The organism is Roseobacter sp. MH60115 (assembly GCF_015644665.1).
Classification (GTDB): domain Bacteria; phylum Pseudomonadota; class Alphaproteobacteria; order Rhodobacterales; family Rhodobacteraceae; genus Roseobacter.
In genome coordinates, this window is the sequence record NZ_JADOBQ010000001.1 from 748,833 (window position 1) to 770,027 (window position 21,195).

Annotated in this window: 19 protein-coding genes; 12 read left to right on the plus strand and 7 right to left on the minus strand. The window is 61.2% G+C overall.

What is annotated here, in order from left to right:
- Positions 1-40: 40 nt before the first annotated feature.
- From ISX84_RS03560 to ISX84_RS03575, 4 genes are read left to right on the plus strand one after another with little or no spacing between them, the layout of a single operon-like run.
- A complete protein-coding gene (locus tag ISX84_RS03560) occupies positions 41-589 on the plus strand; it encodes a TRAP transporter small permease (protein ID WP_195818932.1) in 549 nt (182 codons plus the stop codon).
- Positions 589-1,905, plus strand: a complete 1,317-nt coding sequence (locus ISX84_RS03565; protein WP_195818933.1) for a TRAP transporter large permease — start codon at positions 589-591, stop codon at positions 1,903-1,905. The genes ISX84_RS03560 and ISX84_RS03565 overlap by 1 nt, the downstream gene beginning before the upstream one ends.
- A complete protein-coding gene (locus ISX84_RS03570; RefSeq protein WP_195818934.1) occupies positions 1,902-3,146 on the plus strand; it encodes a malonyl-CoA decarboxylase in 1,245 nt (414 codons plus the stop codon). The genes ISX84_RS03565 and ISX84_RS03570 overlap by 4 nt, the downstream gene beginning before the upstream one ends.
- 10 nt (positions 3,147-3,156) lie before the next feature.
- Positions 3,157-4,671, plus strand: a complete 1,515-nt coding sequence (locus ISX84_RS03575; protein ID WP_195818935.1) for a malonate--CoA ligase — start codon at positions 3,157-3,159, stop codon at positions 4,669-4,671.
- A gap of 1 nt (position 4,672) precedes the next feature.
- On the opposite strand, the gene ISX84_RS03580 is transcribed toward ISX84_RS03575, so the two are convergent.
- The 7 genes from ISX84_RS03580 to ISX84_RS03610 all read right to left on the minus strand — a co-directional run bounded on the left by ISX84_RS03580 (position 4,673) and on the right by ISX84_RS03610 (position 11,552).
- Positions 4,673-5,632, minus strand: a complete 960-nt coding sequence (locus ISX84_RS03580; RefSeq protein WP_195818936.1) for a 2-hydroxyacid dehydrogenase — start codon at positions 5,630-5,632, stop codon at positions 4,673-4,675.
- 3 nt (positions 5,633-5,635) lie between these two features.
- Complete coding sequence (locus ISX84_RS03585) at positions 5,636-5,830, minus strand: hypothetical protein (protein WP_195818937.1); 195 nt, start codon at positions 5,828-5,830, stop codon at positions 5,636-5,638.
- A 16-nt stretch (positions 5,831-5,846) separates the two neighbouring features.
- A complete protein-coding gene (locus tag ISX84_RS03590; RefSeq protein ID WP_195818938.1) occupies positions 5,847-7,187 on the minus strand; it encodes an amidase in 1,341 nt (446 codons plus the stop codon).
- Positions 7,184-8,551, minus strand: a complete 1,368-nt coding sequence (locus ISX84_RS03595) for a TRAP transporter large permease (RefSeq protein ID WP_195818939.1) — start codon at positions 8,549-8,551, stop codon at positions 7,184-7,186. The genes ISX84_RS03590 and ISX84_RS03595 overlap by 4 nt, the downstream gene beginning before the upstream one ends.
- A 30-nt stretch (positions 8,552-8,581) precedes the next feature.
- Positions 8,582-9,172, minus strand: coding sequence for a TRAP transporter small permease subunit (locus tag ISX84_RS03600; protein WP_195818940.1), 591 nt, complete (start codon positions 9,170-9,172; stop codon positions 8,582-8,584).
- Positions 9,173-9,279: 107 nt separating this feature from the next.
- Positions 9,280-10,374, minus strand: coding sequence for a TRAP transporter substrate-binding protein (locus tag ISX84_RS03605; RefSeq protein WP_195818941.1), 1,095 nt, complete (start codon positions 10,372-10,374; stop codon positions 9,280-9,282).
- Positions 10,375-10,682: 308 nt separating this feature from the next.
- Positions 10,683-11,552 carry an IclR family transcriptional regulator gene (locus ISX84_RS03610; RefSeq protein WP_195818942.1) on the minus strand — a complete coding sequence of 290 codons (870 nt, stop codon included), beginning with the start codon at positions 11,550-11,552 and terminating at the stop codon, positions 10,683-10,685.
- A 208-nt stretch (positions 11,553-11,760) separates the two neighbouring features.
- Here ISX84_RS03610 and bhcA point away from each other — a divergent pair, with 208 nt between their 5' ends.
- The 8 genes from bhcA (at position 11,761) to ISX84_RS03650 (ending at position 21,184) form a co-directional block, all read left to right on the plus strand.
- Positions 11,761-12,951, plus strand: coding sequence for an L-aspartate--glyoxylate aminotransferase BhcA (gene bhcA / locus ISX84_RS03615; protein WP_195818943.1), 1,191 nt, complete (start codon positions 11,761-11,763; stop codon positions 12,949-12,951).
- An 11-nt stretch (positions 12,952-12,962) separates the two neighbouring features.
- The gene (gene bhcB, locus ISX84_RS03620; RefSeq protein ID WP_195818944.1) at positions 12,963-13,934 is read left to right on the plus strand and encodes a beta-hydroxyaspartate dehydratase BhcB; all 972 of its coding nucleotides are present in this window, start codon (positions 12,963-12,965) and stop codon (positions 13,932-13,934) included.
- A gap of 12 nt (positions 13,935-13,946) precedes the next feature.
- Complete coding sequence (bhcC, locus tag ISX84_RS03625) at positions 13,947-15,110, plus strand: 3-hydroxy-D-aspartate aldolase BhcC (protein ID WP_195818945.1); 1,164 nt, start codon at positions 13,947-13,949, stop codon at positions 15,108-15,110.
- 85 nt (positions 15,111-15,195) lie between these two features.
- On the plus strand, positions 15,196-16,173 hold the full coding sequence (bhcD, locus tag ISX84_RS03630; protein ID WP_195818946.1) for an iminosuccinate reductase BhcD: 978 nt from the start codon (positions 15,196-15,198) through the stop codon (positions 16,171-16,173).
- Between the two features lie 236 nt (positions 16,174-16,409).
- Positions 16,410-18,047, plus strand: a complete 1,638-nt coding sequence (locus tag ISX84_RS03635) for a serine/threonine protein kinase (protein WP_195818947.1) — start codon at positions 16,410-16,412, stop codon at positions 18,045-18,047.
- A gap of 90 nt (positions 18,048-18,137) precedes the next feature.
- On the plus strand, positions 18,138-19,250 hold the full coding sequence (locus tag ISX84_RS03640) for an FHA domain-containing protein (RefSeq protein WP_229884051.1): 1,113 nt from the start codon (positions 18,138-18,140) through the stop codon (positions 19,248-19,250).
- A complete protein-coding gene (locus tag ISX84_RS03645) occupies positions 19,225-20,079 on the plus strand; it encodes a PP2C family protein-serine/threonine phosphatase (RefSeq protein ID WP_229884052.1) in 855 nt (284 codons plus the stop codon). Before ISX84_RS03640 ends, ISX84_RS03645 begins: the two co-directional genes overlap by 26 nt.
- Entirely contained in the window at positions 20,072-21,184 is a 1,113-nt protein-coding gene (locus ISX84_RS03650) for a hypothetical protein (protein WP_195818948.1), read from the plus strand. The genes ISX84_RS03645 and ISX84_RS03650 overlap by 8 nt, the downstream gene beginning before the upstream one ends.
- The last annotated feature ends 11 nt before the right edge of the window (positions 21,185-21,195 follow it).

A 21,195-nucleotide genomic window follows, 5' to 3' on the forward strand; every position in this document is an offset into this window, starting at 1 on the left:
AATCGCCGCCCCATTTTTTTCTGCTCAATCAGGATAGCTCATGGCCGGTCCATCCTCTGCCACCGCCACGCAGGTTGGCAATCACCCCTTTCTGCGCGCAGTGGCCGCATTGTCGACAGTCGCCGGGTGGTGCTCTGCCGCGATGATCGTGACCGCTGTGGCGATCACCTGCCAGATGATCTTTGTGCGCTTTGTCCTGAATGGCTCCACTGTCTGGCAGACCGAAATGGTCATCTACCTGGTGATCGGTGCCACGCTGGTGGGGCTGCCCTATGTGCAACGCCTGCGCGGCCATGTGAATGTCGACCTGATCCCGCTTGCCCTGCCGATGCGGGCACGTCGGGCGCTGGCGGTGCTGACCCTGTCGCTCTCCATTGCGATCATCGGCGTGATGCTGTGGTACGGCTATGATTACTGGCATTTCGCCTGGGATCGGGGGTGGAAATCCGACACCGTCTGGGGCGTGCGGCTGTGGATTCCCTATCTTGCGCTGCCGGTGGGCTTTGGCCTGTTGATGCTGCAGCTGATCGCGGATCTGGTGGGCGTGCTGACCGGCACCGAAAAACCATTCGGGCTGGAGGAGAGCTGATGGATCCGCTTGTCCTCGGTGCGCTGGTCGCCCTCTCTACCATCATCGTGCTCTTTTCCGGCGTGTCGGTCGCCATCGGTTTGCTGATCGTCTCCGCCGGTTTCCTTATGATCTTCGACGGGCTGCGCAGCCTTGAGCTGATGCCCGAAATCCTCTTTGGCAAGCTCGATAATTTCGCGCTGCTCTCGATCCCGATGTTCATCATCATGGGCGCATCCATCGCCTCGACGCGGGCCGGGGCGGACCTCTATGAAGCGCTGGAACGCTGGCTGACCCGCGTGCCCGGCGGGCTGGTGATTTCCAACCTCGGCGCCTGTGCACTTTTTGCCGCCATGTCCGGGTCGAGCCCGGCCACCTGTGCGGCCATCGGCAAGATGGGCATCCCCGAGATGCGCAAGCGCGGCTATCCCGATGGGGTCGCCGCCGGGTCCATCGCGGCGGGCGGCACGTTGGGCATCCTGATCCCGCCATCGGTCACGATGATCGTCTACGGCATCGCGACGGAAACCTCGATTGGCCGTCTGTTTCTCGCCGGCGTCATCCCGGGGCTGCTGCTGGTCGCACTTTTCATGGTCTGGTCGCTCTACTCCACGTGGAAATCCGGTAACACCACCCTGCTGACGGCGGGCAGCTATTCCTGGCGTGAACGGTTCGAAATCCTGCCCCGGGTGCTGCCCTTCATCGGCATTATCATCGGTGTGCTCTACGCCATGTACGGCGGCATCGCGACGCCTTCTGAAACCGCCGCCGTCGGCGCGCTCTTGTGCCTGATCATTGCCATGGTGATCTATAAACTCTGGAGCCCGAAGGCGCTCTGGCACGTACTGCGCGACAGCACCAAGGAAAGCGTGATGATCCTCTTCATCATCGCCGCCGCCGGTGTGTTTTCCTACATGCTCTCCAGCCTTTTCATCACGCAATCCATCGCGGAATGGATCGGCACGCTGGAGGTCAACCGCTGGGTGCTGATGGGCACGGTAAACGTCTTTTTGCTGATCGCGGGGTTCTTTCTGCCCCCCGTGGCGGTGATCCTGATGGCGGCGCCCATTCTGCTACCGATCATCACCACCGCCGGGTTCGATCCGATCTGGTTTGCCGTGGTGTTGACGATCAACATGGAGATCGGGTTGATCAGCCCGCCCGTGGGCCTCAACCTCTATGTGATCAACGGTATCGCGCCGGACATTTCGCTCAAAACCATTCTGATGGGGTCGCTGCCCTTTGTGGCCTGCATGGTCATCGCCATCGTTCTGCTGTGCGTCTTCCCCGGCCTTGCGACCTGGCTGCCCAATGCCGTGATGGGTCCGACGTTTTGAGCTTTTTTGCCGATCTTCTTTCAACGGTGTTCGAGCGGCGGTATCGCAGTGCGCTGGAGCCTGACCTCGAAAAACGCAGCATCGAAGAGCTGTGTGGTGACTTGTTGAGCCGTTCCGGGGAGGTGTCCGGTGCCGTGACGGCGGGGCATATCCTCGACCGCTATGGCGCGATGGGTCCTTCTGAAAAACTGGGGTTTTTCGGGTTTCTGGCGCAGGATATGGGCATTGATGCGGATGCGGTACGGCGGGCACTGACAGACTTCGAAACCACGCCCTCCCGGCAAAGCTACCAAGGGTTTGCCTCGGCGGCAGAGCCGAAGCGTCAGGAGTTGGCGCGGCGGCTCAACCAGATACCGGGGGCCACCGCGCGGCTGGTGCAGATGCGCGACGACCTTCTGGGTTTTGCCCGCAGCCACCCTGAGCTTGGCCCGGTGGATCACGATTTTCAGCACCTGCTGTCCTCTTGGTTCAATCGCGGGTTTCTGGTGTTGCGCCCGATTGATTGGGAAAGCCCCGCGGAAGTGCTGGAAAAGATCATCGCCTATGAGGCGGTGCATACCATCGACAGCTGGGATGATTTGCGCCGCCGGGTGCAGCCCAGCGACCGTCGTTGCTTTGCCTATTTCCACCCGGCGATGCCAAATGAACCGCTGATTTTTGTCGAGGTTGCGTTGACACGGGGCGTGCCCGGATCGGTGCAGGGGCTCTTGTCGGACAGGCGCAAGGAACTGGCCGCCGAAGACGCGGATACGGCCGTTTTCTATTCGATTTCCAACTGCCAGTCCGGGCTGGCGGGCATTTCCTTTGGCAACTCGCTGATCAAACAGGTGGTGGCCGATCTGTCGCGGGACCTACCGGGGTTGGAGACTTTCGTGACCCTTTCGCCGATCCCGGGGTTGATGCAATGGATTGCGGAGACCGGCCAGCAGATGGGCGAGGCCCCTGAAGATCAACGCCAGCGTGCCGCGCAGTACCTTCTGGCAGCGAAACGCGATGACGGCAGCCCGCGTGACCCGGTGGCGCGGTTCCATCTGGGCAATGGGGCGTTGATCCACGATGTACACGCCGGTGCCGATCTGTCGCCCAACGGGATGGCGCAATCCGCAGGCGTCATGGTGAACTATCTTTACGACCGGGCCCTGATTGCGCAAAACCATGAAGGCTATGCCGACGGCTATGGCGTTGCCGCGTCTGCGCAGGTACAGGCGCTGGCAGCCGCGTTAAACAAGACAAAGACCTGAGGGCATCAGAATGGCCAATCCTCTTTTCGATCAGCTTTTTGGAATCCATGCGGGCAAGGAGACTCCCTTTCTAATCCTCAAGGGCGGAGAGGTGGTCACCCACGCGGCTTTCCTGTCGATGGCCGCGCGGTTTGCCAATGCCTTTCGGGAATTGGGGCTGCAGCCGGGAGACCGTCTGGCCTTGCAGGCCGAGAAATCCCCGCAAGCACTGGCGGTCTATGCCGCAGCCGTGCAATCGGGTCTCGTGTTTTTGCCGCTGAACACCGGCTACACCCCCTCAGAAGTGTCTTACTTCGTCGAGAACAGCGGGGCGCGCCTGCTGATCTGCGACCCGACCAAGGCAGAAGGGCTGCGCCCGGTGGCCGATGCCTGCGATGCCGGGTTGCAGACATTGGGCGCGGAGGGCGGCGGCTCTTTGCCGGAGCTTGCGCGGGGCCAAAGCGACGTATTTGAAACCGTGCCGCGCGGGCCTGACGATCTGGCGGCTTTTCTCTACACCTCCGGCACCACGGGGCGCTCCAAAGGCGCGATGCTGACCCAGACGAACCTGCTCTCCAATGCCCAGACGCTGGTGGATGTGTGGCGGTTCACCAAGGAGGATGTACTCCTGCACGCCTTGCCGATTTTTCACACCCACGGGCTGTTTGTGGCCACCAATGTGACACTGTTGTCGGGCGGGGCGCTGCTCTTTCTGCCGAAATTCGACGCGGGCGATGTGATTGACCTGCTGCCCAAGGCCACCACGATGATGGGCGTGCCGACCTTCTACACCCGCCTGCTGGACGATCCGCGCTTTACCGGCGATCTGGTGCGACACATGCGGCTTTTCGTGTCGGGCAGCGCGCCGCTGCTGGCGGAGACACATGTTCAGTTCGAAAAGCGCACCGGGCACCGGATTCTGGAACGCTACGGCATGACCGAGACCAATATGAACACCTCGAACCCCTATGACGGCGCGCGGCGGGCGGGGACGGTCGGATTTCCCCTGCCGGGGGTGGAGCTGAAGATCACCGATCCGGCCAGTGGCGACAGGCTACCGGATGGGGAGATCGGACAGATCGAAGTCCGCGGCGCCAATGTCTTCCAGGGCTACTGGCAGATGCCCGAGAAGACGCAGGAAGAGCTGCGCAGCGACGGTTTTTTCATCACGGGCGATCTAGGGCTGATCGACGATCAGGGCTATGTGCAGATCGTCGGGCGCAACAAGGATCTGATCATCTCCGGCGGCTACAACATCTACCCCAAGGAAATCGAAACCGTGCTGGATGATCAGCCCGGAGTGCTGGAAAGCGCCGTGGTGGGCGTGCCACATCCCGATTTCGGCGAAACCGTGGTGGGGTTTGTCGTGGCAGAGAAGGAAAAGCAGCCTGATCTGGACGACATCTCGGTGACGGTTGCCGCGCAGTTGGCGCGGTTCAAACATCCGCGCAAGCTGATCGTCCTGCCGGAACTGCCGCGCAACACCATGGGCAAGGTGCAGAAAAACCTGTTGCGCGAGCAGTATGGCGACCTGTTCACCGCGTGATCTACAGCAGGTCCTTCGGCGTTTTCCCGGCGAAAAACGCATCCAGATTTTCAAGCGCGCGGAACCCCATGGCATCGCGCGTGCGGGTGGTGGCGGACCCGATATGCGGTAGCATGAAGATGTTCTCATGCGCGGCAAAAGCCGGGTTGCCGCCCGGTTCCACCTTGAAGCAGTCAAGACCGGCAGCGGCGACCTGACCGGTGCCCAGGGCCGCCAGCAAGGCGTCTTCATCCACCAGCGCGCCGCGCGCTGAGTTGACGATCACCGCACCGGGCGGCAGCAGCGCGAACCGCTCTGCATTCATCAAATCCATCGTGTCAGGCGTGGCCGGGCAGTGCAGCGACAGGAAATCCGCCACGCCCAGCAGGCTTTCGACAGTGTCGTGATAGGTCGCGCCCTGCGCCTGTGCATCGGGCAGGGGGCTGCGATTGTAGTAATGGATGTCCATGTCGAACCCGCGCGCCTTGGCGGCAAAGGCCCGGCCGACGCGGCCCATGCCGATGATCCCTAGGCGCGCGCCGGTCACCTGCTTGCCGACCATGAAAGACGGTGACCAGAAATCCCACGCGCCCGTGCGTACGGTCCTGTCGCCTGCCACCGCATTGCGGGCGGCCCCCAGCATCAGCAGCATGGCCAGTTCCGCCGTGGCATCGGAGAGCACGTCCGGTGTGTTTGTCACCGCAATGCCCTGCGCCTTGAGGCTGGGCAGGTCGCAGTGATCGACGCCGACGGAATGGTTGGCGATGATTTTCAGGCGCGGGTCTAACTGAGCGGCAACTTCGGCGCTGAAATGCTCGGAATGGCAGGGGATGATCGCATCGAAATCGGCACTGGCGGCGATCAGGTCCTCGGCGCCGCCCGGTGTGTCGGCGTGATTGACGACCGTGTCATAGTCGCGCATCGCGCGCGCGATTGTGGCGTCCGACAGGCGGCGGGTGATCCAGAGACGGGGTTTGGTCATGGTTTATTTCTTCCGGATGCATTCATCCCAGTAGTCATAGATTGCCATGGCGCAGACGATGATCACGATGACCATGAAGGGGAAACCGCCCCAGAAACCCGCAAATCCGGTGGAGATGCTGTGCGACAGCTCGCCGACGAAGATCACCAGCAAAGCGGTGCCGATGAGCCCGACGATCAGTTTGACGGTATATGACATATGTGCGTCCTCTCAGTCAGGCGGCGGCTGCCGCGATGTGGTTTTGCAGCCAGCGCGCGGTGCGCAGCAGCCGGTCGTCTTTATGCACCGGTCCGATCAGTTGCACGCCGATGGGCAGGCCGGTTTCCCCGACCAGCAAGGGTAGCGTCACACAAGGCAGGCCTGCCAGTGTCCAGAGTGTACAGAAAATCGGATCGCCTGTCCCCTCGCGGAACTTCGTCGCCTCGCCTGCGGCTGCCGCGGCGAGGATCGCATCGAAATCGACAAAGAAATCGTCAAAGAAGGCCTGTGCAGAGGCTTTGACTGCCAAGGCATCCTCATATTCGGCGGTGCTGATCTTTCGGGCACGGGTGATGATCGGTTTTAGGGTGTCGCTGATCTGGTCCCAATGACCGTCAAAGACATCGGCCTGATGCCGGGCAATCTCGTATTCGTGGATGCGCGCTTGAACGGCCACCAGCTCCGCCAGTTGATCGGCGGGGTCCATCCGGGTCACACGGGCGTCCAAGATCTCCATCACACCTTCAAACCCGTCCCGCGCCGCCTCTGACAGCCGGTCGTTGAACGGCAGGTTAAACCAGACGAAATCCGGCTCGATCGGCGCGTCCTCCGCAGCCCCCTTGGCCATGGCAGGGCGGGCGTGAGCAAAGCTTTCCGTGTCGCGTTGGTCATAGCCGCTGATGGCGTCAGCCAGCAGGGCGGCATCCTCCAGCGTGCGGGCAAAAGTGCCGATCTGATCCAGTGATTTTGACGTTTGCAGAACCCCGGTGCGGGGGATCATGCCGCGCGTGGGTTTGAACCCGAAGGTGCCACAGAAAGACGCCGGGCGGATCACCGAGCCATTGGTCTGCGTGCCCACGGCGAGCGGCACATGGCCCGCGGCCACGGCGGCGGCTGACCCGCTGGACGAGCCAGCGGGTGAGTGGTCGGGGTTGTGCGGGTTGCGGGTCTCGCTGGGGTGCATGAAGGCCAGTTCGGTGGTGACCGTCTTGCCCATGATCACCGCGCCCGCCTCGCGCAGCATCTCGACGATCCGCGCGTCCTCCGCGCTTTGCCTGCCTGCGAAAATAGGGGTGCCGCGCTGGGTGGGCATGTCGGAGGTGTCGATGATGTCCTTGAGCCCCACCGGCAGCCCGTGCAGCGGCCCCGTGGCCAACCCGCGCTGGCGCAGCCGGTCGCAATCTTCGGCCTGTTTCAGAGCGGCCTCGGGGTCGAGATGTGCCCAGGCGTGGATATTGCCGTCGGTTTCGGCAATCCGGTCCAGACAGGACTGGACCAGTTGCACCGATTTCAACCTGCCAGCGGCGATATGGCCTGCCGCCTCTGTCGCCGAGAGCTCGTGCGGTTTGATCTTCATGGGATATACGGCCCAAAGAGATAATCCGGGAACCAGAGCGCGATGCCCGGGAACTGGTACATCAGCACCATGGTCAGGATCACGATGCCAAGGTAGGGCATGATGCCGCGGAAAATCTCCATCAGCTCGATCTGTTTCTTGAGCACCCCTTTTAAATAATAGGCCGACATGGCCATGGGCGGGGTCAAGAAGGAGGTCTGCAGGTTCAGTGCTACCAGCATCGCGAAGAAATAGGGGTTCACGCCGAAGACCTCCAAGAGCGGCAGGAAGATTGGCACGAAGATGATCAGAATCTCCGACCATTCCAGCGGCCAGCCCAGCAGGAAGATGATGATCTGCGCCAGAACCAGGAATTGCCAGGGCTCAAGATCCATGCCGCCGACCCAATCGGCGATGATGTCGTGCCCGCCGAGGTAGGAGAAGACGGAGGCAAAGGTCCACGAGCCGACAAAGAGCCAGCAGACCATCGCTGTGGCCTTGGCCGTGAGGAACACGCTTTCCTTGAGCTTGGTCCAGGTCATGGAGCGGTAGAGCACGGCCAACACCATACCGCCGAGCGCGCCCATGGCCGCGGCCTCTGCCGGGGTCGCGAGCCCGCCCAGAATGGAGCCCAGCACCAGCGCGATGAGGACCGTGAGCGGCACGAAGCTGACCAGAAGGTTCCAGTAGATCTCGCGCGGGGGCGGGACGTCATCCATCTGCGGTTTGGGCGCAAGCGACGGGGTAATCCAGACCCGCACAATCACGTAGACGATGTAGAGCCCCGCCAGCAGCAGCCCCGGAAAGACCGCCGCAGCATAGAGCCGCAGGGGCGAGAGGTCCGCAATGGCGGAATAGACGATCAGCATGATCGACGGCGGGATCAGGATGCCCAGCGTGCCGCCTGCGCAGATCACGCCCGAGGCGAAGCTTTTGTTGTAATTGGCATTGGCCATGGCGGGGAAGGCCAGCAGGCCCATCAGCGTCACCACCGCACCCACGATGCCGGACGCCGTGGAGAAGACGGCGCAGGTCAGCAGCGCGGCGATGGCCAGTGAGCCCGGCAGGTTGCGCGCCGCCTGGTAAAGAGAGAAGAACAGCTTGTCGACGATGTTTGCGCGTTCGACCACGTAGCCCATGAACAGGAACAGCGGGATGGCGACCAGCGTTGGGTTTTCCATCACCGAATAGGTGTTCTGGTTCAACAGGTAGAAAATATTGTTGTTGAAGATATCGCTGAAGCTCTCGATCGGGCCGCCCTGATGATAGGCGTAATAGCCAAAGGCCACGCCCATCGCCAAAAGCGTGAACGCAATCGGAAAGCCCAGCAGAACGAGCAGGATAAACAGGCCCAGCATCAAAAGGGCGACTTCGGGATTTGTCATCTTTTTATCTTTCCTGGTGCGTCAGAGACGTCAGTTCTTGCCGGGATGGATGGCTTGGATTTCAGCGAGATCCGCCTCGGACAGCAGATCTTCGGTCTCTTTCACATCGGCCAGACGCTCTGGCCATGCACCGGTGCGGATCGCCATGATGCAGCGCACCAGTTCGGCCAGCCCTTGGATCATCAGCAGCGCACCGGCGACCGGGATCAGCGATTTGAAGAAGTAAATCTGGATGCTGGCGGGGCTGTTAAAGCTCACTTCCTTGTACCGCCAGCTGTCGGAGGCGATCTCGTAGCCGAACCAGACCAGTGCCAGAATACCGGGAAAGAAGAAAAGAAAATACAGCACGAAATCGAGGCCTGCCTGCACCTTGATCGGCAGAAGGCGATAGATCACATCCGCCCGCACGTGGGTGTCCTGCGCCAGCGCGTAGGCGCCGCACATCAAAAACAGCGCGCCGTACATCTGGATCATCATATCAAAGGCCCAGACGGTGGGGGCATTGAGCACGTAGCGCACGAAGACCTCGTAAGACACCGAGAGTGTCAGGATCAGGATGCACCACCCAAAGGCCCGGCCTACCCAGAGGCTCAGCCCTTCTATGGCGTGAACAAATTTCATCGTTTTGGTTCCCTGTGGCGGATGTGCAGGCCCTCGCAGCGGGACCCGGTCAGCGGAAAGGAGGCCGGACGCGGATGCGCCCGATCTCCCTGTCACATGTGGCTAACTCAACCGAAGTAGTGGTTGTAGGCCAGCTTGTAGTCCGGCTGGTTCAGGTTGAGGTAGTTCATCACGTCCTTGGCGTAGGCCTTTTGCGATTCCATCACCTTGGCAAAGAACGGATCGTCCTCTGCGATACGTGCTGTCACCTTGTCCCAGGCTTCCAGCTGGGCCGCCATCACCGAATCCGGTGTGCGGTAGACGTTCACGCCATCGGCTTCCTGCAGTTTCAGCAGATCGTCGGAATAGCGCTTGGTGTTGCCCCAGTAGAAGCCGGAGTTTTCGGCCATGGACGCGTTCTTGATGATCGCCTTGTGATCGTCGGAAAGCGCGTTGAACTTGTCCTTGTTGATCGTGACCTCAAAGAACTCCTGGCTCTGGTGGAAGGAGGCGAGGTGGTAGTGCTTGGACACGTCCTGCATACCGAAGTCGCGGTCTGAGGTCGGATTGTTGAACTCCGCCGCATCAATCAGGCCGGATTTCATCGCCGGTTGGATCTCACCGCCGGGCAGTTGCACCACCGACATGCCCATTTCCAACAGAACGTCCGCGGCCAGACCAACGGTCCGGTACTTCAGGCCTTCCATCTGCGAGGCGTCGGTGATCTGCTCCTTGAACCAGCCCATCGGCTGTGCAGGCATCGGCGAGTTGAAGAACGACACCACGTTCAGGCGCAGCTCTGCCATCAACTCGTCAAAGAGTTCCTGACCGCCCCCGGCATAGACCCAGCCCAGCACTTCCTGGCTCGACCAGCCAAAGCAGGGGCCGGTGCCAAAGAGCGAGGCCGCCTTGGACTTGCCGTACCAGTAGGCCGGCACGTAATGGGCCGCGTCCAGCACGCCGCGGTGCACCGCATCCTGCATCTGGCTGGTTTTCACAACCGCATCCACGGAGAGCACTTCGATGGTCAGGGACCCGCCGCTCATCTCGTTGACGCGCGCCGCAAAAGACTGTGCGTTTTCAAGGAAAATACCGCCGCCCCAGGCCGCCTGCATTTTCAGCGTCGTACCATTATCTTGGGCGATCGCTGGCGTGGCGAGGGCTGCTGCCCCCGCCACGGCGGAGCCGCGCAGGAATTTTCTGCGATTTACATTTTCTGTCATACTTCCTCCCTAGGATCGGGCGCTTCATGCCCGTTTCTGATGTGAGCGTCATGCTCGGTCAGTTTACGAAAACTCAGAGAAATATCAGCACCCTTGTGCCGGTTTTTGAACCAAAAGCCCTCCTCGGCCTTAGGTTCACATATCCTTCCCGGAATTCACAAGGATCAAACTAGGCGATCCCCATGGGCAGGCAAGGAAATAAGCTCTGAAAACAACCCGTTAGTGCAACCTCTGGGTGAATTCGTATCATTTAAGCGTGGTTTGGGTCGTGTTCTCCTTCCGGTCTCATTTTTCGTCTGTTTAATCGTCTAGGCCACCGGATCGTCGAGCGGGGCGGTTTCGGAGCGTGGCGGCATCAGGTGGTCGGGGAATCGGCCGCCGATCAGCAGCGTGATGTCCCGCGCGGCCTCTGCGACCGTTGCGCCAAGCTCCGGCACGCGCAAGGCATCAAACCGAGTGCTGGGCCCGGAGATGGACACGCCCGCACAGGGGTCCTGATGCTCGTCGTAGATCACGCTACCGATGCAGGACATGCCGGAATAACGCTCTTCCCGATCAAAGGACCATCCACGTTGGCGGGTCTGTTCCAGGTCGGCGAAAAGCGCGTCGGGCGTGACCAGCGTATTGTCGGTAAAACTGGTCAGACCGGTAGCCATCAGCAGCTTGCGCACACGGTCCTCGGGCAGGGCGGAAAGGATTGCCTTGCCGGTACCGGATGCGTGCATCGAGGTGCGTGTGCCGCGGGTGAAAAAGGCGCGGATCGGATTACTGGTCTCGACCTGCCCGACAAACACCACCTCCGCGCCATCGGGAATGGCAAGGTTTGCGGTCTCTCCGGTTCTCTCCGTCAGATGGCGCATCACCGGTCGGCTCACCGTGCTGAGGCCGGTGCGGTTCATGAAGGACACCCCGGTCCGGTAGGCTTCAATCCCGATGACCCAATCCTGCCGTTCCTCATCAAAAGCCACAAAGCTGTGCTTTTGAAGTGTCGTCAGGATGCGGTGTGTGGTCGCCGTGGGCACGCCGAGCGACAGAGACAGGTCCGTCAGCGTGGCGCGTTCCGATTTCGAGATCGCCTTCAGGATGCCCAGAGCACGGTCCAGCGACTGCAGGGTGCCTGCAGAGCTTTCGCGAAATTGGGACTTGGGGCGTCCACGCTGTCTTTTCTGGGGTGTCACGCGAGGTGCCTCAAAAGAATCTCCAGGATATTTATCTCACGAATGAAAAATAATTTCAATAAAATCATTGTTGCTGGATATGAAAATCATAAAATGTATTAATTATAGCGGCTTGATGATTAAATTTCATAAATGAAAAACATTTTCGAGAAAATTGCATCCCGCACCCTAACTGGTATTGTGCAATGCGACGGAGGAGGACATCGCAATGTCAGATCAAAACCCAGTATTCATTCCCGGGCCCACGAATATCCCCGACCGGCTGCGTGCTGCCATGCAGGTCCAGACACGCGATCATCGGGCGCCTGACTTCGTGGAAACCTTCGCTCCGGTTCTCGAAAACACCAAGCGCGTCTTTGGAACGAGGACAGGCAAGGTCATCACCTTTCCGACAAGTGGCACGGGCGGCTGGGAGGCTGCAATCTGCAATACACTGAGTCCTGGCGACACGGTTCTGGTGGCGCGCTACGGCATGTTCAGCCACCGCTGGATCGACCTTTGCCAACGCCACGGCCTTGATGTGCAGATCATCGAATGCCCCTGGGGATCCGGCGCGCCAGCAGACAAATTCGAGGCCGCTCTGACAGCGGACAAGGCGCGCGATATCAAGGCCGTTTTGGTCACGCACAATGAAACGGCCACCGGCGTAAAATCCGACATTCCCGCTGTGCGGGCGGCAATGGATGCGGCCAACCACCCGGCGATGATGTTTGTGGATTGTGTCAGTTCGCTGGCGTCGATGGAATTCCGCATGGATGACTGGGGCGTGGACATCGCCGTCTCCGGCTCGCAGAAGGGTTTCATGCTCGCCACCGGCATGGCGATCCTCGGGGTCAGCCCCAAGGCGCTGGCGGCGATGGAAACCGCCGAATTGCCGCGCACCTTCTTTGATTTCCGCGATATGATGGCGGCGAACGCGACGGGCGGATTTCCCTACACGCCGCCGCTGCAGTTGATCTACGGCATGCGCGAGAGCCTTAAGATGCTGTTCGAAGAGGGGTTGGAGAACGTCTACGCGCGCCACTTCCGGTTGGCCGAGGGCGTGCGCCGCGCGGTCGATGCCTGGGGGTTGCGGCTGGTGGCGGAGCGCCCGGAGCTCTACTCCGATACCGTCAGCGCAATCTACGTGCCCGACGGCTTTGACAGCAATGCGCTGACCGATCAGGCGTTCAATGCCTATGGCGTGTCCTTTGGCATCGGCTTGGGCGAGATGAACGGCAAGGCTTTCCGTATTGGTCATCTGGGCAGTTTGACGGATGTCATGGTGCTCTCCGGCCTCGCTACGATCGAGATGGCGATGGCCGATCTGGATTATCCGATCGAGCTTGGCAGCGGTGTGGCTGCCGCGCAGGAATACTACCGTGGCCATCGCGCCGCCCTGATCAAAACCGCAGCCTGAAAGGAGCCGCTATGTTGGACACATTGACCGGACCCGATCTGACCATTGATCACGTGCGCGCCGCCCATGAACGGATCAAACCCTATATCCACCGCACACCAGTGCTGACCTCGACCTATTTCAATGAGCTCACCGGAGCCGAACTATTCTTCAAATGCGAGAACTTCCAGAAGGCCGGGGCGTTCAAGGTACGCGGCGCGTCAAACGCGGTTTTCGGTCTCAGCGATGCGATGGCGGAAAAGGGCGTGGCGACGCATTCCTCCGGCAACCACGCATTGTCGCTAAGCTATGCCGCCGGGCGGCGCGGTATCCCGTGCCACGTGGTCATGCCGCGCACCGCACCCGAGGCCAAGAAGGCGGCGGTGCGCGGCTATGGCGGGATCATCACCGAGTGCGAACCGTCGACCACGAGCCGCGAGGCGGTGTTTGCCGAGGTGCAGGAGGCAACGGGCGCCGAATTCGTGCATCCCTACAACGACCCGCGCGTGATCGCGGGACAAGCGACCTGTTCGCTGGAACTGCTGGAGCAGGTGGAGAATATGGACGCGGTGATCGCACCCATTGGCGGCGGCGGCATGATTTCGGGCACGTGCCTGACCCTCTCGAACCTCGCGCCGCAGATGGAGATTTACGCAGCCGAGCCGGATCAGGCGGATGATGCCGCGCGCTCTTTCCGGGCGGGGCACATCATTGCCGATGACGCGCCGGTGACCATCGCCGACGGGCTCAAGGTGCCACTGAAGGAAAACACCTGGCACTTTGTCTCAAGCTTCGTGACCGATGTGCTGACCGCGAGCGAGCAGGAGATCATCGACGCGATGAAGCTCACGTGGGAACGGATGAAAATCGTGATGGAGCCAAGCTGTGCGGTGCCGATGGCGACCATCCTGCGCAACCCGGAGGTGTTCCGGGGCAAGCGGGTCGGGGTCGTCATCACCGGCGGCAATGTGGATTTGGACAAACTGCCCTGGATCACGGGCTAAGGAGGACGCGCTATGAACAGCCAAGTGAAATTCGAAGACTTCGAAGTGGGTTTTGACATCCCGGCAGCCATCGGGATGGACGAGAAACAGATCCAGACACCCGCGCTGGTGCTGGATCTCGACGCGCTCGAACGCAACATCAAGAAGATGGGCGACTGGGCAAAGGCGCACGGCATGCGGCACAGGGTGCATGGCAAGATGCACAAATCCGTTGATGTGGCGCTGTTGCAGGAACAACTGGGCGGTAGCTGCGGTGTGTGTTGCCAGAAGGTGTCGGAGGCGGAGGTCTTTGCGCGCGGCGGCATCAAGGACGTGCTGGTCTCCAACCAGGTGCGTCAGCCCGAAAAGATCGACCGCCTCGCGCGGCTGCCGAAGCTGGGGGCCCGTACAATCTGTTGCGTCGATGACATCGAGAACGTGGCGGACCTCTCCGAGGCCGCCACGCGTCACGGCACGGAAATCGAATGCCTTGTGGAGATTGACTGCGGTGCGGGGCGCTGCGGCGTGACCACGACACCCGAAGTGGTGGAGATTGCCAAGGCCATCGACACCGCCGAAGGGCTGAAGTTTGCAGGCATTCAGGCCTACCAGGGTGCGATGCAGCACATGGACAGCTACGACGACCGCAAGGCCAAGATCGACGTGGCCGTGGCACAGGTGAAACACGCGGTTGATGCGCTGAAAGCGGATGGGCTCGACTGTGATATTGTTGGCGGCGGCGGAACGGGCTCTTACTATTTTGAAGGCAATTCAGGTGTTTACAACGAATTGCAGTGCGGATCTTACGCCTTCATGGATGCCGATTATGGCCGTATCCTGGATGAGAACGGCAACCGGATCGATCAGGGGGAATGGGAAAACGCGCTCTTTATCCTGACCTCTGTGATGAGCCACGCTAAGGCCGACAAGGCCATCGTGGATGCGGGTCTCAAGGCGCAGTCGGTCGACAGTGGGTTGCCGGTGATTTTCGGACGCACGGATGTGGAATATGTCAAATGCTCCGACGAGCATGGCGTGGTCGCGGACCCAGACGGCGTGCTGAAGGTGAACGACAAGCTCAAGCTGGTGCCCGGTCACTGCGATCCGACTTGCAACGTGCATGACTGGTACGTCGGCGTCCGGAACGGCAAGGTCGAAACGCTCTGGCCCGTTTCCGCACGCGGCAAGGCGTACTGACCCTTCCATCGATGACAGAAAACCATGCGCCCGGGCTCTCCGGGTGCATTTCACTGCGAACACCAAAAAGACAGGAATACCCCCCATGGCCGAAGGATTATTGATCGTCAGCGAAGAGGTCTGCGCCGAGGTTGTGAGCAGCGCCGATGCCTTTGACGCGGTGGAGGCTGTGTTCGGCGCGATGGCCAAGGGGGACGCCTACAACTTCCCGGTGATCCGCGAGGCGATTGGCTATGCAGACGCGCTTTATGGGTTCAAATCTGGTTTCGATAAGGCGGGCAAGACGCTGGGCGTGAAATCGGGCGGCTATTGGCCGGGCAACATGGACAAGGGGCTGACCAACCACCAATCCACCATATTCCTCTTTGATCCCGATACCGGCATGCTGCAGGCGCTGGTGGGTGGGAACTATCTGACCGCTGTGCGCACGGCGGCCTCATCCTCGGTGTCCATCGCACATCTGGCGCGCAAGGATGCCAGGGTGCTGGGCATGGTCGGGGCCGGGCATCAGTCCACGTTCCAGCTGCGCGCTGCAGCCCGGCAACGCGATTTCGAAAAGGTCGTGGCGTGGAACCCGCATCCCGACATGCTGCCTCGGCTTGGTGCTGTTGCAGAAGAACTTGGGTTGGCTTTCGACGCCGTCACTCAAGAGGAACTGGGCGCGCAGGCCGACGTCATCATCACCATCACCTCGGCTTTTGAGCCTCTGCTGATGAAAGACTGGATCAAACCCGGTACGCATATTGCCTGTATGGGGACCGACACAAAGGGCAAGCAGGAGGTGGACCCGGCGCTGCTGGCCGCTGCCACTGTTTTTGCGGATGAGATCGCGCAATCGATCACCATCGGCGAGGCACAGCATGCGATTGCCGGCGGTTTGATCGCCGAAGCCGACATCACCCCCATCGGCGCAGTAATCAACGGCGCGCATCAGGGGCGCGGTGGGGCGGAGGAAATCACGCTCTTTGACGGAACCGGGGTCGGTCTGCAAGACCTCGCCGTGGCTTCGGTGGCCGCCGTTCAGGCAGAAAAGCAGGGCAAGGCGACCCGCGTGGCCCTCTGATCGGGTCCGCCTGAGAGGGATGCACCCGCTCCCGCATCCGACCGATGGGCGGGGCCCGCGCTTGGGGACATCCGACGTTAAGACTTCATAAATTCGTATAAACTTGTCCGTTCAGGGCACGGGTCTTCCCCGTGTCGGCCATGTTTTGGACACAGCGTTTCGGCCTTTTCAGTGGGATGTTTTCTGCGCCTGATGGGCTGGAAAGCCGCAGGCAGACATGGACGCATGGCACAACGATGAGCACCCAGGACGGGACATTTGCACCAGAGGTCAACAGCGAGGCGCTCGCCCCCGGCAGCCAGCTGCTGAGCGGGCAGTATGAGATCATCCGCTATCTCAGCAGCGGCGGTTTCGGGATCACCTATCTGGCCAAGGACAGTCTCAACCGCACGGTCGTCATCAAGGAATGCTTTCCAGAGGCCTTCTGCAGCCGGGTCAAGAAAACCGTGCGCGCCCGCACGCGCAATTATGTCGATGATTTCCGCTCCATCGTGACCCTCTTTATCCGGGAGGCGCATGCGCTGTCCCGTCTGGATCATTCCAGCGTGGTGGGCGTGCATCAGGTCTTCGAGGACAATGAGACCGCCTACATGGCGCTCGATCTCGTGGACGGCAAAGACCTGCTGGAGATCATCGAGAGTGGCGCGCCCAAGATGTCGCCCGCGCAGGTGCAGACCCTGACCCTGTCGCTGCTGGACGCGATTGCGCATGTGCATGCGCAGGATCTGCTGCACCGGGATATTTCGCCGGACAACATCCTGGTGGACAAGACGGGCCGCCCGGTGCTGATCGATTTCGGGGCCGCGCGCGAAGAGGCCAGCCGCAAGAGCCGGGTGCTATCATCGGTGCTGGTGGTCAAGGATGGCTATTCGCCCCAGGAATTCTACGTCGCGGGCAGCCAGCAATATCCCTGCAGCGATCTTTATGCGCTGGCCGCCTCGCTGACGCATCTGATTTCGGGCGAGGCGCCGCCCAATAGCCAGGCCCGTCTGGCTGCCTTGGCCGCAAGTCAGCCCGATCTCTACAAGCCGATGCGCGGACGGTTCCCCGGCTATGACGACGCCTTTCTCGCCGCGATCGACAAGGCGATGAACATCGTGCCCGCCGAACGCCTGCAATCCGCCGAGGACTGGACGCTGATGATCGATCACAGCAAACGGGCGGAGCTTGCACGCGCCCGCGCCCGGGACGACGAGAGCATTGATCTGACCATCAGCAGTCTGATCCAGTCGATGCAGGACGAGCCCGTTGCAGCGGTGGAACCGGCAAAGCTGCGTGCAGAAACCGCACCCGAGACTGCAGCGAAGCCCGCGCCAAAACCGGTCGATCCGAAGTATGACGCGGCCTTCCTGCGCGATCTCTATCCACCCGAGGCCGACGTGGAGACCGACCCGAACGCCCTGTCCGTCGAGGAGGTTGCCCGCGATGTCCAGCAGGTTTTGTCCGGGGGACAGGCTGACGCGGAGGATCCGGGTTTGATCGGCCCACCCGCGCCGCAAAAACGGCAGAGCGTGACGATCACCCCGGCCTCCGAGGTGAAAAACAAAAGCCGCCTGCTGCGAAAAGAGGGGGTTGTGGCGGCCAAGGACAGGGCCGGGACAAAGGTCGCGCCAGCGACACGGCACAAATCTCTGCCACCCGTCATCTCGCAGGAAGATTTCGATGCGATGATCTCCGCCGAACGGACGATTTCGAAACCGGCACGGGTGCGCAGGCTGGCGACGATTCCCGTCATCCTCTTTGCCTATTTCTTCCTTGGCCACACCGCGCTGCAGTTTGACGACCTGCACGCGGTCACGGTGGGGCAGATCATCACTCTGGGCGAAAGCTATGGCTACTGGACGCTTGGCCATCCGCGCACGGTCGGGGGCTGACAATGCGTCCTTTGCGACAAAAGACAGTATCAATCACAGGTCCGGGCGTTCCGGGGCCATCGGTAACAAGCGACATTGGAAAGGCATGACATGACACTCTTCCGGAAGGTTTTTCAAAACCAATCTAGACCTGCGACCGGGGACGAGGCTCTGGACGAGGAAGCCTTGCGCGATGTTTTCATCATGGCTGAAGATGATCGCGCAATGCCGCTTGATCCCTTCGCTGTCGTCGATGAGCCTGACACGATGGATGACCCCGTTGAAGAACGGCCCAAGGAGGAGACTTTGGCCGCAAGCGCGCCGCAAGAGGAAGCTGTCGAGACAATTGTCGATGCAGCCCCCGACGCTGAGGCAGACATGAACCTGGATGCAGAAGACATTGACGCGCCGGAGGAGGCCGACATCGCGGCGGTGTTGGCGCAGACCCGGATGATGGAAGAGGCACCGATGCAAGCGGACCCCGCCGACGCAGCAGAGGCGCACCCCGCGCAGTCGCAGGCGGAAGAGATCCCGGAACCCGCAGAGGTTCCCGAAATGTCACCCGAGCCGCATGAAACCAAGGCACCGGTCGATGCCAGTGATGTGGTCGCCTTTGCAAAACAGCAACTGCAGCTTTCGGAGCGGGCTGTCGAGCCAGAGCCTGCCCCTGAGCCCGAACCCGTTGACCTGTCGGACACGGATCAGATGTCGGGCGTGCCCGCGCCAGCGGCGGGTCGCGCCGGCCGCCGCACCGGCCGGGTCAAAACGCGGCTTCTGGGGTTCAACCGTCCCGAAGCGGATGCCAATGATCCGATTGGCGCCCCTGAGAATGCGACGGCAAAGCCCCAGCACGAGAAGTTTCCCGTGGGTTGGCTTGTCGTTGTGGAAGGGCCGGGCATCGGGCATTCCTTCAGCATCTTCACCGGCGCGTCGATGATCGGGCGCGGCGAGGATCAGGTCATCAAGCTCGACTTCGGCGACAACAGCATTTCGCGGCACAATCACGCGGCGATTGCCTATGATGAAGAGCAGAACAAGTTCTATCTGGGTCATGGCGGCAAATCGAACATCATCCGCCGCAACGCCCGCCCGGTGCTCAGCACCGAAGAGCTGCAGCACGCCGATCTCATTCGCATCGGGGAAACGACATTGCGGTTCGTGGCCCTCTGTGGCTCGGATTTCCGGTGGGATATGACGGATGGTGGCGATGCCGCCGAGCTTTGACTTTGACGCCACCTCGGCGCTCAGCAAGGGGCAACGGTCCTATCAGGAGGACGCGGTCATTGCCGATTTCTCCCGCGGTTCCGATGTGGGTCTTGCGGTGCTGGCGGATGGGATGGGCGGTCATGCTGCCGGTGATGTCGCCAGCAAGATCGTGGTCACCGAGGTCTTCAGCGAGTTGATGTTCCAGCGGGGCGATGCGGAGGTGTTCGAGCAATCCGTCACCACCACCCTTTTCGACGCCGCCATGGGCGCCAATGCCTGTTTGCGGGAACATGTGGCAACCCATCCTGAAACGCAGGGCATGGGGGCGACGCTGGTGGCGACGGTGATCATCAACAGGAACCTTTACTGGATATCGATCGGGGATTCTCCGCTGTTTCTGTTCCGCGATGGCAAGCTTAGGCAGCTGAACGAAGATCACTCGATGGCGCCGCAGATCGATTTCATGGTCAAATCCGGGTTGCTCAGCCACGAAGAGGCGCACTGCCACCCGGATCGCAACACGCTGACCTCTGTGCTCTTTGGCGAGGATGTCCCGCGTGTCGATTGCCCGGCGGAGCCGCTTGAGTTGCGCGCCAGCGACATGCTCATCGTGGCCAGCGATGGGCTGCAATTTCTGACGGATGAAGAAATTGCAGCAGTTTTGAAAGTCCATCGGACGGCCAATAGCGCCGAGATCGCCGACAACCTTCTGGAAAGGTTGCGCCAGTTGGAAGACCCTGATCTGGACAATGTGTCCTTTTCGGTCGTCAAGCTGAACGACGCCCGCGCCCGCGACGCCAAAGGCAGCGCTGCGGAGGGCGCGGAAAGCATGCGCCGTGTTGGATGATGCCGCATGCGGGCAGGTTGTTGCCCGTCTTGACCATATCCTGTCTGTCGGGCAGTTGGCCCCGGCTCTGACACACCAGGCGCGCGCGCTGCGGGACCGGTTGCGGAAAGGGGTGCGGGTTGTCCTTCTCGGACCCAAGGGCGTCGGCAAATCGCACCTGCGCGACGTTCTTCTGGGCGAAGAGGTTCCGGGCGGGCCACCGGGTATTGCTGCCCTGTCTGTGTGTCATGACGCCGCGCACCCGGACCCCGGGGAGTTTGATATTCACGCCGTCACCCTGCGCAACCCGCTCCTGGACCGGACCCACGTGATCGACCTGGCTGCATCGGAAGAGACAGGCTTGCCCGCGGAGCGCATAAGCTGGGCGCTGTCCCGGGCTGATATCGCCCTATGGTGCACGCAGTGCTTTTCGCAAGAGGAGGCGGCGCTGTGGGCGCAGGCCTCGGATCACCTCAAGGATCACAGTTTTCTTGTCTTGACCAAGGCAGATGCCCTCGCGGGTGCGGGAACCCTGCACGCACGGGTCGCGGCCCTGCAGGCCGTGGCAGCGGAAGAGTTTCACAGCTTTTTCCCCACATCCACTTTCCACGCGCATAAGGCTCTGCGCGCAGGCCAGGAGGTTTCGGAGGTACAACTGGCGGCGAGTGGGGTCCTAGCGCTTCGCCAGAGTGTGTCGGGTCTCGTGGCCTCGGGCCAGCGCGCAGACCTCGACAGCGCCTTGTTGTTTCTGCAGCGGCATGAGCCACGCGATCTGGTTCTACCGGCATCGGCAGCGGCGCGCGGCAAGAGCAAGACGACCGCTCAGATGCAACCCTATGAGAAAGCGCTCAATCTCCTGCGCAGCCGCACCTGCGATCTGGCCACGGCCACGGCCGAGGCCGACACGGTCCTCGAGACCTGCGGCACCCTGGCCGAGGATCTCGTTGAACTGGCCGCCGAACAAACCCAGAGCGATGCGTCCTTTGATGCCTGGCGCAACGACCTTTATGAAGCCAGTGACAAGGTCATGCTGATGGGGCTCGAAAACGATCTGCGCTCGGCGGCGGATGCGGCGACCGTCATCCTGCAGCTCAAGCGTGATCTCGAAGCGCGCGTGGCTCTCTAAAAACTTAACGA